At 40.5% G+C, this 13,598-nt stretch carries 14 protein-coding genes; 8 read left to right on the top strand and 6 right to left on the bottom strand.

Features of this window, described 5'->3' with window-relative positions:
* Nucleotides 1–27: 27 nt before the first annotated feature.
* Entirely contained in the window at nt 28–1,404 is a 1,377-nt protein-coding gene (locus C427_RS08485; RefSeq protein ID WP_187292386.1) for an alkaline phosphatase PhoX, read from the top strand.
* 288 nt (nt 1,405–1,692) lie between these two features.
* On the opposite strand, the gene C427_RS08480 is transcribed toward C427_RS08485, so the two are convergent.
* Nucleotides 1,693–2,343 carry a DUF3299 domain-containing protein gene (locus C427_RS08480; RefSeq protein WP_007643490.1) on the bottom strand — a complete coding sequence of 217 codons (651 nt, stop codon included), beginning with the start codon at nt 2,341–2,343 and terminating at the stop codon, nt 1,693–1,695.
* A 76-nt stretch (nt 2,344–2,419) separates the two neighbouring features.
* On the opposite strand from C427_RS08480, the gene C427_RS08475 reads away from it, so the two are divergent.
* Complete coding sequence (locus tag C427_RS08475) at nt 2,420–3,430, top strand: CobW family GTP-binding protein (protein ID WP_007643492.1); 1,011 nt, start codon at nt 2,420–2,422, stop codon at nt 3,428–3,430.
* A gap of 61 nt (nt 3,431–3,491) precedes the next feature.
* On the opposite strand, the gene C427_RS08470 is transcribed toward C427_RS08475, so the two are convergent.
* Genes C427_RS08470 through C427_RS27305 form a run of 3 tightly spaced genes read right to left on the bottom strand, consistent with a single transcriptional unit; the run spans nt 3,492 to nt 4,561 of the window.
* A complete protein-coding gene (locus C427_RS08470; RefSeq protein ID WP_007643494.1) occupies nt 3,492–3,962 on the bottom strand; it encodes a hypothetical protein in 471 nt (156 codons plus the stop codon).
* A 13-nt stretch (nt 3,963–3,975) separates the two neighbouring features.
* A complete protein-coding gene (locus C427_RS27310) occupies nt 3,976–4,293 on the bottom strand; it encodes a DUF3299 domain-containing protein (protein WP_236613751.1) in 318 nt (105 codons plus the stop codon).
* A 19-nt stretch (nt 4,294–4,312) separates the two neighbouring features.
* On the bottom strand, nt 4,313–4,561 hold the full coding sequence (locus C427_RS27305) for a hypothetical protein (RefSeq protein ID WP_015430679.1): 249 nt from the start codon (nt 4,559–4,561) through the stop codon (nt 4,313–4,315).
* A gap of 81 nt (nt 4,562–4,642) precedes the next feature.
* Here C427_RS27305 and C427_RS08460 point away from each other — a divergent pair, with 81 nt between their 5' ends.
* Entirely contained in the window at nt 4,643–5,371 is a 729-nt protein-coding gene (locus C427_RS08460; RefSeq protein ID WP_007643495.1) for an ABC transporter ATP-binding protein, read from the top strand.
* Entirely contained in the window at nt 5,365–6,603 is a 1,239-nt protein-coding gene (locus C427_RS08455; protein ID WP_007643496.1) for an ABC transporter permease, read from the top strand. The genes C427_RS08460 and C427_RS08455 overlap by 7 nt, the downstream gene beginning before the upstream one ends.
* A gap of 484 nt (nt 6,604–7,087) precedes the next feature.
* On the opposite strand, the gene C427_RS08450 is transcribed toward C427_RS08455, so the two are convergent.
* Nucleotides 7,088–7,846, bottom strand: coding sequence for a class I SAM-dependent methyltransferase (locus tag C427_RS08450; RefSeq protein ID WP_007643497.1), 759 nt, complete (start codon nt 7,844–7,846; stop codon nt 7,088–7,090).
* A gap of 63 nt (nt 7,847–7,909) precedes the next feature.
* Here C427_RS08450 and gloB point away from each other — a divergent pair, with 63 nt between their 5' ends.
* The 4 genes from gloB (at nt 7,910) to C427_RS08430 (ending at nt 11,951) form a co-directional block, all read left to right on the top strand.
* A complete protein-coding gene (gloB, locus tag C427_RS08445; RefSeq protein WP_007643498.1) occupies nt 7,910–8,680 on the top strand; it encodes a hydroxyacylglutathione hydrolase in 771 nt (256 codons plus the stop codon).
* Between the two features lie 104 nt (nt 8,681–8,784).
* Complete coding sequence (locus tag C427_RS08440; protein WP_007643499.1) at nt 8,785–10,452, top strand: LysM peptidoglycan-binding domain-containing protein; 1,668 nt, start codon at nt 8,785–8,787, stop codon at nt 10,450–10,452.
* 24 nt (nt 10,453–10,476) lie between these two features.
* Complete coding sequence (locus tag C427_RS08435) at nt 10,477–11,511, top strand: ion transporter (protein WP_007643500.1); 1,035 nt, start codon at nt 10,477–10,479, stop codon at nt 11,509–11,511.
* A 77-nt stretch (nt 11,512–11,588) separates the two neighbouring features.
* Entirely contained in the window at nt 11,589–11,951 is a 363-nt protein-coding gene (locus tag C427_RS08430; protein WP_007643502.1) for a methyltransferase family protein, read from the top strand.
* Nucleotides 11,952–12,117: 166 nt separating this feature from the next.
* On the opposite strand, the gene cysS is transcribed toward C427_RS08430, so the two are convergent.
* On the bottom strand, nt 12,118–13,497 hold the full coding sequence (gene cysS / locus C427_RS08425; protein ID WP_007643504.1) for a cysteine--tRNA ligase: 1,380 nt from the start codon (nt 13,495–13,497) through the stop codon (nt 12,118–12,120).
* Nucleotides 13,498–13,598 lie beyond the last annotated feature (101 nt).

The raw sequence follows: 13,598 nt of genomic DNA, 5'->3' as shown, positions 1-13,598 counted from the left end.
TATTAAGATCTGGATAAGGATAAGGTGATGATGAATAGAAGACAATTTAATCAAGGTTTAGTCGCGATGGCGTTTGGAGGCTTAGCATCACATCTGCATGCCTCACAGTCTCGCTTGCAGACAACTGCTATGGCTCAAAATACCGCATACGGAAAACTGATACCTGATCCTAATGCGTTATTAGACTTACCCTCTGGTTTTAATTATCAGGTTATATCGCGACTGGGAGACAAGATGCATGATGACTTGGATGTGCCTGATCGTGCTGATGGTATGGGTTGTTTTTATCTTGATGATAAACGAGTAGTTTTAATCAGAAATCACGAAATCGCGGCCAATAAACTGATCAAAAAACATCATGGTGACAAGCAAGCTATGATGCTTGAGTTTGCCTATGACACCTTTGAGAATACTTATCCGTTGCCCGGCGGTACCAGTTCCATTGTCTACAACCTGCAATCAAAACGTGTTGAACAGCAGTTTATGTCGCTAATTGGCACGATCCGCAACTGTTCTGGTGGTGTTACGCCTTGGGAAACATGGCTGACGTGCGAAGAGTCGGTGGATAAAGCAGACAAGATGATCAGTAAAGACCATGGTTATGTGTTTGAAGTACCCGCCAATGCCACTAAGATGGTTAATGCCATCCCAATTAAAGCGATGGGCAGATTTAACCATGAAGCCGCTTGTGTTGACCCTCGAACGGGCATTGTTTATATGACCGAAGATAGAAACGATAGCCTGATTTATCGTTATATCCCCAATCAAAAAGCTAATTTACAGGCTGGTGGTCGCTTGCAAGCATTGGTGATAGCACAAAAACCTAAATTCGATACACGCAACTGGCATTCAGAATCTATGCTATTAAAACAAGAAATGGCCGTTGAATGGATTGAGTTGGATCATCCTGAAAGTCCGGATGATGACCTGAGGTTACGAGGTTTTAACGCAGGAGCAGCGCTATTTGCACGAGGCGAAGGCATACATTGGGGTGATAACGAACTATATTTTTGTTGCACTAATGGCGGTGCAAAAAAATTGGGACAAATTATGCGTTACGTGCCTTCTTTAGTCGAAGGTAGTCCAAGTGAAAACAAGCGTCCAGGCAAACTGAGTTTATTTGTTGAAAGTGAATATCCACAAGCTATGAATTTTGCAGATAATGTTACCGTAGCGCCTAATGGCCATTTAATTGTGTGTGAAGACCAATATACTGATCACACAGAAAATCATATTAAAGGGGTGACGCCAGATGGAAAAACCTATGATTTGGCGCGCGTAAGATTGCAAACCGAGCCTGCAGGTGCCTGTTTTTCGCCAGATGGGCGTACCTTGTTTGTTAACTTATATTCCCCGACTACTACTGTTGCCATAACGGGTCCTTGGGATAGTTTTATACTCTAACCACCTCAAGATGTCGGATTCAGCGGGAATTTAAAGCGGTTTAGGCGGGGCCTCCTAGGCGAGGCGGCTATTTTCAGACCTAGTGGTCTAAGTCAAAAATGGCCAACGACGTATAAATCGCTTTAAAACCCGCCCGTAGGGAACGGCTGGGGCACTCCACTTCTTCGTTACGCCAATTCAGAAGGTGGTCGACATTCAGTCATTGACGTGCCTTGAATTGAAGCGCCCCAGTCGTTCTAAAACGCGCATATTGAGGTGGTTTGGGTATATAGTTAACTTCAAGAAAAACTAATGCATACGGAAATTATCTGGCTGTTCATAAAACTTTTCTACCGTCAATAAATCCAAGCTGTATGCTGAGGTGCCTAATGGGTCTTCATATAAGTCTTTTTTGAGAATGCCCGAAATTGTGTATGGCATTTGAAAATCGGTTGCTGGCATGCCATCAGGAAGGGTCACATAAATCAGTTGATTAGGTGGTGGCGGAGGGTAATGGAGACAGGCTCCAAAGTAAGGAACTAAAAAAAAGCTAGTCATATTTATATTCTCTTGCACATCGATAGGCACTATAAACCCTGATATCGATATCGCTTTGTTGAGAAAGTTTTCAACGATATTAGTTGACTGCAACGTCGCTTGGTAGGCTTGATCTGTAGTCGCTTGCAGAGACAACACAACTTGATCCGTTAAGTCAGTGGGCAAGTTTTGCTGGTAACGACTTAATATTTGTTTTTCTTCTGTTGGTAACAGTTCGCTCCATCCAATGGTAATGAGAGGTACTGCAGAAAAACCTTGAGTATTGGCAGTGTTATTTGCCTCATAAAGTGGAGGTTCATCAATAACAATACGTTCGATATAGCGCCAAATCGTTTTTGAGTGCTGCCCTGCCCACACACCACACAGCAAAAATATAATTAGAATAATAATGGACTTAATCATGGGTCTCAGAATAATAATGATATAACATAACAATACTAAAGAATCCTATAAGCATACATCAATTAATTGGAAACCCATGGAAAAATTGACCTCACAAACACTGCCAATTCCCACTAACATTATTACGGGTTTTTTGGGTGCAGGAAAAACCACGCTTATCCAACATTTATTAACACTGAAACCTGCCAACGAAAGATGGGCTATTTTAGTCAATGAGTTTGGTGAAGTTGGCATTGATGGTGCATTTTTTAAAGGCCGTCCAGAAAACAATATTTATGTACGAGAAGTGCCCGGCGGTTGTATGTGTTGCACATCAGGTTTGCCCATGCAAATCGCGCTAAATCAATTAGTATCCTATGCCAAACCCCATCGGCTGATCATCGAGCCGACTGGCTTAGGTCATCCCAAAGAAGTGTTGGCCAGTTTACAGCAAGCTCATTATCAAGATACATTCTCTATCAACAGCACACTCACGCTGGTTGATGCACGCTTGGTCACAAAGGAACGTTATAGCCAACATCAAGTTTTTAGGGAACAGTTGGAAATTGCGGATCATATTATCGCAACTAAAGCGGATCTTTATGAGGAGAATGATCAGGCAAATCTAACCAAATATCTTACTCAATTAGATTTAGCCACAACACCACTTACAGTTTTGGATAACAACAAAATTGCGTTATCCATACTCTCTTCTAAAACGAAGTTTAAGCTGCCTGAGACTAACCATCATGAGCACGGCGTCAGTGCTGAATTAATGGATATAGAAGAAGAGTTATCAAACCATGGCAAAGTAAAAGTGAGTAATGCTAAAGATGACTTCTATTCTTGTGGCTGGGCATTTCGCCCCGACAAAGTGTTCGATTTCAGGCAAGTAATGAGTGAACTAACGACCTTGGATGTATATCGTTTAAAAGCCGTGATGATAACCGACAAAGGCATTTTTACCTTTAATAAGCTCGATGAAGTGATCAGTTGTAACGAACTAGATGAAAGTATGGACTCACGACTTGAGGTCATCACCACAGGACAGTTAGCACTTAACCAAATCGTCGATATCTTGGAAAATACACTTTTTGCAGAGAAGTAAGTGTCCAAAACCCATGGCATTTTTTTCAAAACACGCTGTGGGGTATCAATTTGCGAGTTGATTAGATTGAGCGCACTGTAATTTGGCGTTCTTCATCGACTGAACTTGCATCACTTAATCCGGTAATGTGCACTTTAATATGCTGCTCGCCAGTTTCCTTAGGAACGAAGTGTAACTTATAAACCCCACTGGATTTCGTCAATATAACCTCTGAATCTTTAAACAAATCGATATCTTTATCGCTACTAAACTGAAGTTTGACGTTAATAAATGAGTTGGGTATTTGATATGAGAATGCCAATACTGAGGGCGAACCGTTAGGTACAGATAAAAAACGGTCGTGAGTAATACTTAGTTTTGCAATGCTATGTTGATTTCTATCCATTTCATTGCGATCAAGCATTGAAAAACGTGGCCCAAATGGGCTAAATCCATAGCCACCTGAGCCATGTAAATCACAAGCGAATGCTGGCAATAACATGGCCGGAATGCACACCATAGCTATGATAAAAAAGCATTGTTTAATCGTCATTTAAATTCTCCAATTACGGTTCTTGATATGGAATAACTTGATGTAGTGTCATTGAATAGGCCGATAAGCCGGTTTCTGTTTCGATGATTTTAAGTGCCAAACGGCCTTCAAACCAAAACGGGTCGTATAAATTTTCTAGCTCAATTCCTTCATTCACAACAACATGAATAATTTGGTTAGGTGGAGGAGGTGGCATATGTAAACATGCACCAAAATACGGGACAATAAAAAATTCCGTCACCATTCTTTCATTTGCGCTCTCAAGAGGTACTATAAAGCCAGGTATACGGATGGACTTTCCATCATATTCGCTGACCACTGTGGTAGACACAAGCGCTTCTTGGAATCGTTTACCTTGGGCATCTAACTTCGTGTTTTTTTTGCAATAAATCCACCGAATCTTGATCCGAGCCATCTGCAATATCACTAAGAAAATCAGGTGGATTAAGCAGCGCGTCCAGATCATCTTTAGGGATTAAGGCTACCCAGTCAGTTGTTTGGAAGTTCTGATCTTTTTCTGGCAATTTGGCGTTGGCCAAAGAGATAAGCAAGGGAAGCAATAAAAAACACAGCCCTGCTTTGCCGATGTACGATTGCATAATCAAAATAAATTACTCAATATTTATATTGTGTAATGTTATAACATATCCATTACGGGTTAGCGAAGAAATGAACAGCATATGCAGTTAAACGAAAATTCCACGAGTGTGACGGATAGAGTAACGTCTCAGCCATTGTCGATCGAGGTTGAAAATCTACAACATGGTTATACTAGAGGCAGTATCGATTTGAAAATTGAGAACTGGCAAATACAGCATGGGGATCATGTGTTTTTGCATGGTGAATCAGGTTCGGGCAAAACCACTTTGTTGAATTTGATTGCAGGTATCTTGACTCCGCAAACAGGCGAAGTGAGACTATTGGGCCAAACTTTTTCTGGCCTTTCTGCCCGTAAACGAGATCAATTTAGAGCCCGGCATATAGGTGTGGTTTTCCAGCAGTTTAATTTGATCCCCTACTTAACCGTGCTGCAAAATATTATGGTCGCCGGGTACTTTGCTAAAAAGTCTGACGATATTGAACGCCGTGCTACGCAATTACTAACAGAGTTAAAGCTACCCACGAGTATTTTACAGCAGCAAGCCAGTCAACTCAGTGTTGGGCAACAACAAAGAGTTGCGATAGCCCGGGCTTTGATTAATCAACCTGAATTATTAATTGTAGATGAACCAACTTCTGCACTTGACGCAGGAGCAAGAGATACCTTCATGCGCATCCTATTAGATATTTGCCGGTCTAAGCTCACTACCCTACTTTTTGTTAGTCACGATATGAGCTTAAAGCACTATTTTTCGTCCAGTATTGATATTCATTCGCTGAAGCAGTCACAGGGGTCAACTGTATGTTGATGTCTTTGGCGGTAAGTAGCCTTAAAAATAGACGTAAATCGATTTTACTGACTTTTTTCAGTCTTCTGATCAGCATCAGTGTGTTACTTGGTGTGGAGCACATAAGACAACAAGCAAAAGAGAGTTTTAGTCGCACTGTATCCGGTGTTGATTTAATAGTAGGGGCGCCTAGTGGGCAGCTTAATTTGTTGCTTTACTCCGTTTTTAGAATGGGCAGTCCCACTAATAATATCAATTATGAAAGCTTTAAAGTTCTGCAAAATAATCAACAGGTAGAGTGGGCTATCCCAATATCATTAGGTGATTCGCATCATGGTTTTAGGGTGATTGGCACTACCCAAGACTACTTTACTCACTTTAGATATGGCAAAAAACAACCGCTAGAATTTGTACAGGGACAGGCTTTTTCTAGTCTTTTTGAGGTAGTCATAGGCATTGACGTGGCGAAAGAATACAACTACCAAGTGGGTGACGAAATAGTGGTCGCTCATGGTGTGGGTTCGGTCAGCTTTAAGCATCATGACGACACACCTTTTGTAGTCAGTGGCATACTTAAACCAACAGGCACACCCGTTGACAAATCATTACATGTGACTTTAGAAGCGATTGAAGCCATTCATTTATCTCCGGCTAAGCTCAGGCAACTTATAAACGATGTCGATGCCGTCGACTTGAGCCCAAACAATGTAACCGCGGTGATGTTAGGTTTAAAATCTAAGTTCGCTACTTTTACCTTGCAACGAAATATTAACAGTTATGCAGATGATCGGTTGATGGCTATCTTACCTGGAGTTGCCATGTCAGAACTATGGAGCATGATGGCAAACTTTGAAAACTTACTGCGCGTAATTAGCATCTTAGTGCTATTTGCTTCATTGTTTGGCTTGTCTACTATGCTGCTAGCATCGATGGATCAGAGAAAATCAGAAATTGCGGTATTACGGGTATTGGGTGCAGGACCGGGCGTGATTTTTTCTTTAGTACTGATTGAAGCATTAATTTTAGTGTGTTTTGCTATTGTTGCATCGGTGATTACCATTAGCCTAACCTTAGCTCTTTTGGGGGATTGGCTAGCATCAGAATATGGCCTTTTTCTCAGTGCTAATTTGTTGTCTATGGAAGCATTGATGGCAATTGGGATTATACTTATCGCGTCTATTATTACCTCGACCATTCCTGCTTTTGAAGCTTATAAGAATGCCCTGCATTCAACTTTATCCGCTAAAAGTTAAAATAACGCTCAGCGTAGTTAAAGTTATAAAGGCAAAACAGTTACGTGGTAATTCTTATAGATTTTACAGGGAACGACATCGACGTCATTACTGCAATTATTGGGATAATTTGCCACGCTCTAAATTGTTTAAAATCGCGCCAGACAGCAACATTCCGTATACAAACGTATATTGTTGCTGTCTTCCATAGATGAAGGTTCTTTATTGAGGTGTCATACTATCACTTTGGAAATCGATACTAGATGAGTGTTACATTTCATCAATCCTCACAAACTACAAGATAAGTAAATTGAGCCAAAGCAATTATTATCAACAGTGTTGAGAGCAACAAAAAATAAAATATAGCGAGTTTAAGTTTTTCTATAACAAGCTTATCAACATGGAATCTGAGGGTACAAGGGGCGTCAAGGTCAACCAATCTAATAAGTGAGCTATTGAGTAAACTGAATTGTTAATGAGGGTGAAAAAGTTTTATTACTCATCATTACTTCTTCGGAGTTTCAACTTGCATAATTCCTTTTCTGAAACTTGCACCCACTGTGGAAAATTTAGTTTTGGCTTTCCACTTAGGTTTGATCATCGACAACGGTATTTCTCGCTTTCTGGCCACTATCACGTACATGGTAGTTAATAGAGGTAAATATCGGTAACACCATTGGTTCCATTTTGAGGACGACCTAAGTTTTCGTTGCAAAAACAGCTCATTGAATAATAAATGTTTTACGTCCACTATTTCAAAGCCTAGTAGTTGCAACCAGTCTTTTACCCTAGAGCAGCTAAAAAAACGAGCCTCGTGCAATATGTTGCCTTGATTGATGGGTAAATATTTAAGTAAACCACATAAACTAAGGGGATTAAAACCTGTAATGACAAGATAACCATTAGGCATAATGGTTCTGTCGACTTCTCTTAATATCTGATGCGGATCTTTGGAAAAGTCTAATTCATGAGCTAAGAGAAATGCGTCTATGCTGTTTTCACACACGGGTAAATCATCGGAAGTGGCGACTAAGCTGGTATATGTTTGAGTATCGGATGTGATATTGATTTGATGTTTTATGGGGCAAGCTGCGAGTTCGATTTGGCTGCTTAAATGCCCTAGCCGTACTAAGTGATAGCCAAAAAATTTACGGCTTACTTCAGATATTTCATTTTCAATCAAACATTTAAGCTCATTACCTAAGGGCAAATCTTGCCATAGCTGTGGTTTAGTTGGGTGGTTTTTGATTAAAGCTGCTCTCATCAATTTATGGTACTCTAAAATTAAGATACTGTTAATACTAATGTTTATGAAAGGAGACAGAATATGTCTGTAAGCGTTTTTCCCATCAAGGCATTCAATGATAATTATATTTGGTGTTTGCGCAATCAGACTCACTGTACAGTTGTTGATCCGGGTGATGCTGAGCCTGTTATAGCTTTTTGCCACGACAACAAACTCAGTCTTTCAGCTATTATCATCACTCATCATCATTGGGATCATACCGGTGGCATTGACGCACTTTTAGACGCTTTTCCAAACATTCCTGTGTATGGCCCCCAAAATAAAGAGATTAAACAAATTACAGTTCGTCTATCACAGGGTGATGAATTAGAGCTGCCAAAACTAGGTGTTAAATTTTCAGTATTAGAAGTGCCTGGACACACTTTAGATCATATTGCTTATTATGGTGATATCGGTCTGTTTTGTGGAGACACATTATTCTCGGCGGGTTGTGGTCGATTATTTGAAGGGTCACCGCAACAAATGTTTATATCTTTAGCCAAGTTAACGGCACTTCCTGCGGATACTGAGGTCTTCTGTACTCACGAATACACCATGGCGAACATTGCATTTGCTGAGGCCGTTGAACCTAATAACCAAGCATTAATTGATTACAAACATTGGGCTAAGCAACAAAGAGCAGCAAATGCTCCAACATTGCCATCGAATATATATAGAGAGTTGGCGGTGAATCCGTTTTTACGTTGTCATAGCGCTGAACTAGTGACCAATGTAAGTAAAAGCAAAGGCTCACCGTTAGTATCTGAACTGGCAATTTTTACTTCATTAAGAAGCTGGAAAGATAATTTTTAATCGGTAGAATAAGTTAAATAATCTGCCGTTAAAGTAACTTTGTCGTGCCATACCTGCTCACAATACAAATAATTTTCAGCAGAAAATATTAAAAAGGAAAAACATTGCGTTTACACACTCTACTATCATTGGCCCTAATCGGGACTTTATCTGCTTGTAATGCCACAACAAATAGCGAACAAGCTAGTCAACTTGAACAAGAACACCAAATTGCTGAGCAAATATTAGTCTCGTGTGGACAACCTGAAAATCAAGCAGAAGAGCATTTTGATTGTGAATCAGCCGCATCAGGCACAATACCTATTACTCATCCAGTTGAAACAGTAGAAGTGGCTGTTGAGGTACCAGAAAAAATAGCTGAAGCCGCCGCTGATATAGAAGTTAAAGACGTATGGCAAAGAGTGCGGAGTCAGCTTAGATTTGAATTTGAAGATAACAATCGTATTGCAGCGCAGCGTAATTGGTATCTTAAACATCCCAATTATATGAAGCGTGTGGCTATAAGGGCCAAGCCTTTCTTGCACTTAATCGTTGAAAAAATGGAACAGCAAAATATGCCTTTAGAGCTGGTGCTGCTTCCCATTGTTGAGAGTGCTTTTGACCCGTTTGCTTATTCTCATGGACGTGCCGCTGGCATGTGGCAGTTTATCCCTTCTACAGGTAAACGTTTTGGTATGAAACAAACGTGGTGGTACGACGGCCGACGTGACGTAATGGCGTCGACTCAAGGCGCTATCGATTATTTGAATTACTTAGTTAATATGTTTGATGGTAATTGGTTACATGCATTGGCCGCATACAACAGCGGTGAAGGACGTGTACAACGATCGATCAGAAAAAATAAGAGAATGGGTAAGCCAACTGATTTTTGGAACTTGGATTTACCTAGAGAAACCCGTGCATACGTACCTAAACTCCTCGCGCTTGCCGATATTTTAGATAACAGCGATCAGTATAGTTTTGAATGGCCTGAGATTAACAATATCCCGTTGACTCAAGAAGTCACCATAGGCTCACAGATAGATTTAGCTTTAGCGGCAGAAATGGCCGGGCTCACAGTCAAAGAGTTACACGCTCTTAACCCCGGTTACAATCGCTGGGCTACCGATCCTAATGGGCCATATAACTTGTTACTGCCCATAGACAAGGTCGAAAAATTCTCTACTGAACTAGCCAAAACCGATAGCTCAGAGCGCTTAAATTGGGTCAGGCATAAAGTCAGAACTGGTGATAGTTTATTAAGACTAGCAAACAAATATCATACTAATACCGATATCATCAGCAAAGTGAACGAGTTAAAAAGTAATGTGATTATCGCGGGCAATTATCTGATCATTCCGGTTGCTCTAAAATCCTTAGACTCTTATTCATTATCTCAAGACCAGCGCTTGGCTAAAACCCAGTCTAAAAAAAGTGGTGCATATAAAATTAATCATACGGTTAAAAGTGGCGATACCTTTTGGGATCTTAGCCGAGAGTACAAAGTCAATTTACGGCAACTGGCGAAGTGGAATGGTATGGCACCAACAGATACGCTGCGCCCAGGTAAAAAATTAGTGGTGTGGGTTGATAACGTGAGCAAGGGGCAACGTAAAGATGCGGTTATGCGCACACTCACTTACACCGTGCGTAATGGTGATTCACTTGCGCGTATAGCCGGAAAATTTAATGTCAAAGTAAGTGACATACAAAAATGGAATCAAGCCAAGCTTAAAAAATACCTTCAGCCAGGGCAAAAGTTGAAAATTTTTGTTGATGTAACTCGCACCTAATATGCAAAAACGGCTATTTTATTAATGCTTAACTTTAGTTATTCCAAACTTAAATCTAGCCATGAAGGACCATGGATAATTCTTGATTTATTGATGCTTGCATTACTCATCATCAACTTAATCTGGCTACTATTTGATGGGTTATTTGCCACCCAAGCGTTTAAGTCTGTCTTAGCGTCTATATCGCCAGACTTAGTAACGGGTTATGCGCCAGTCCATGAAAACTTTGTACTCTATGACTTAGCTTTTGTGGTTGTTTTTCTGACTGAATTTTGTATTCGTTGGATAGCATCAGTCATGCGTAAAACCTATGTTCGCTGGTACTTTTTCCCCTTTATTCATTGGTACGATTTAATTGGTTGTATTCCTTTGGGTGGAGCAAGAATATTCCGGTTTTTACGGATATTTTCTATTTTTTACCGACTTCAAAAGTATGAAATTATCGATTTACGCAATACCGCAGTGTATCGATTTATTATTTTTTATTACGATGTGTTGGTTGAAGAACTCAGTGACCGAATTGTGGTTAAAGTATTATCTGATGCGCAAAAAGATATCGCTGCAGGTTCACCTTTAATAGAAGATATCAGCCAACAAGTTCTAGCCAGTCGTTTACCCATTTTAACCCAATGGTTATCCTCAGTAATGGTGCATATTGGTGAATCCATAGAACACGACGATCATGGTGAATCTGTTCGCAGTCACGTTCAAAAGAGTGTAGGTAAGGCGGTACGCGGTAATTCACAAGTATCCACCTTGAAATTGGTTCCTATGCTGGGTAGCACCATAGAAAAAACCTTAGAGAAGTCGGTCACCGATATCGTCACACAATCGATAATCAATCTATTAAAAGATATCACTCCAGATAAAATAGATGACTTTGTTGAGCATGGAATTGGCCGTTTCTCCAGCGAAGACCATATGCTCGACCAAGAAGTGTTATTAATTGTAAATGAATGTCTAGAGTTGGTTAAACAACATGTATCGCAGCAGCGTTGGAAAGACTCATTTGACAGTAAAGATCCTCAAGTGGATACATCATTAGATGAAATCACTTGAGATGAAAGTCCATCCTCCCATAGTATTGTTTGTCAGTCTTATCCTATGGGTTAAGTCATTTCTTACCGCTATTGCCAATGCCATCTATATTTTTTGCCCTGCTTTGGCATATTGGCGCCTCTGGAATATTGGTGGCTTTTGCAGACATCTGGGAGTTTAGGAAAGCCAAAACCACAATTGATCCTACCAAACCCAAAAAGACCAGTTATCTGGTATCAGGCGATATCTATCGTGTCACCAGAAACCCCATGTATTTGGGCATGCAACTCATAATTATTGCAGCCATTTTTAAATTTGGTAACGTCTACAGTTTCATCACCCTGCCCGCTTTTATCCTTTACATCACAGAATTTCAAACTAAATCTGAAGAACGCATCATCGAAATAATTTTTGGGGAAGAGTATGTTTTCTACAAGAAAAAGGTGAGGCGCTGGTTATAACTTAATTGATTGGTTTGTTTGAATAAACATTCATAAAAAATATAAAATCACTCATTAACCTCAATGAATAACAAAAATCCTCCATAGCATAATATTAATCTACGACTCAACTTCAATAAATCAAAACGAGTAAGCTCCAATAAGAATTGGAGCTTTTGCTGAAAATTTAACTGCGTCTCCAAGTTGTGCCATTGGCTGAGTCTTCAAGCACCACATTTAATGCGTTTAGCGCATCTCGTGCAGCATCAGCCGCAGCCCAGTCTTTGTTAGTCCGTGCATCGTTACGAGCTTTGATCAATGCTTCAATTTCAAAAACGTCATCCTGAACACCACCTGCGGAGCCTTGTAAAAAGTCATTCGGTGCTTGTTGTAAGATGCCTAGGATATCTGCCAATTTTATCATCACACCGGCTAAATCGGCAGCTTGCTGTTCATCAGATTTATTGATTTCTTTGGCCAAGTCGAACAATATTGCGAAAGCTTCAGGCGTATTAAAGTCATCATCCATAGCTTGATTAAAACGCGTTTGATAATCCCCCATCGAGACATCAACATCCATATTCGGCGTAACATCGCGCAAAGCGGTATACAAACGCTCTAGTGAAGCGCGAGCTTGTTGAATAAAACTATCTGAATAGCTTAACTGACTGCGGTACTGAGCAGACATTAAGAAATAACGTACAGTTTCGGCATCGTATACTTCTAAGACATCTCGCAAAGTAAAGAAATTACCAAGTGATTTAGACATTTTTTCTTGGTTTACTTGCACCATTCCGGTGTGCATCCAATAATTCACATAAGGTGTATCAAACGCGCAGCAAGATTGAGCCACTTCGTTTTCATGATGGGGAAAGGTCAAATCAGAACCACCTCCATGGATATCAAAATGTTCACCTAAATGTTTGTGATTCATAGCGGAACATTCGATATGCCAACCCGGTCGTCCATTGCCCCAAGGAGACTCCCAGAAAGGCTCACCCGGTTTAACTGATTTCCATAATACGAAGTCTAGTGGATCGCGCTTTTCAGCAGCCACTGCAACACGTGATCCAGAATTAAGCTGATCTAGGTCTTGTCGTCCTAGTCTTCCATAGTCGGCGTAGGTACTGACTTCGAACAGCACATCGCCACTGTCCGCCTGATAGGCATACCCTTTATCGATAAGGCGCTGAATTACGTTGATAATCTCAGGGATATGGGTGGTAACGCGCGGTTCAACATCAGGCTCAAGTAAACCGATAGCCGCAAAATCTTCATGCATACGCGCTATGGTTTTTTCAGTAAACTGATCTGGGGTTAAACCTTGCTCATTCGCTCTTGAGATAATTTTATCGTCTACATCGGTAATGTTACGAACATACTTCACTTCAAGTCCACGAGAGCGCATATAGCGCACCATTAAATCGAAACTCAAATAAGTACGGGCGTGCCCAACGTGACATACGTCATAAACAGTAATACCGCATACATACAACCCCACCTTACCTGCTTGCAATGGTTTAAATTGCTCTTTCTGACGGGTTAGGGTGTTGTATATATGTAACATTGAATCAAAATCCTCTGATGTATGAATAGTAACGAAAGTATTTAAAAACGGGATTCTATCACCGAGAAACCTATGCTGCATCAGCCAATCACTGTTAAGGC

Origin of the sequence: Paraglaciecola psychrophila 170, from assembly GCF_000347635.1 — a bacterium.
Classification (GTDB): Bacteria; Pseudomonadota; Gammaproteobacteria; order Enterobacterales; family Alteromonadaceae; genus Paraglaciecola; species Paraglaciecola psychrophila.
This window is presented reverse-complemented; position numbering and strand designations above follow the sequence as displayed.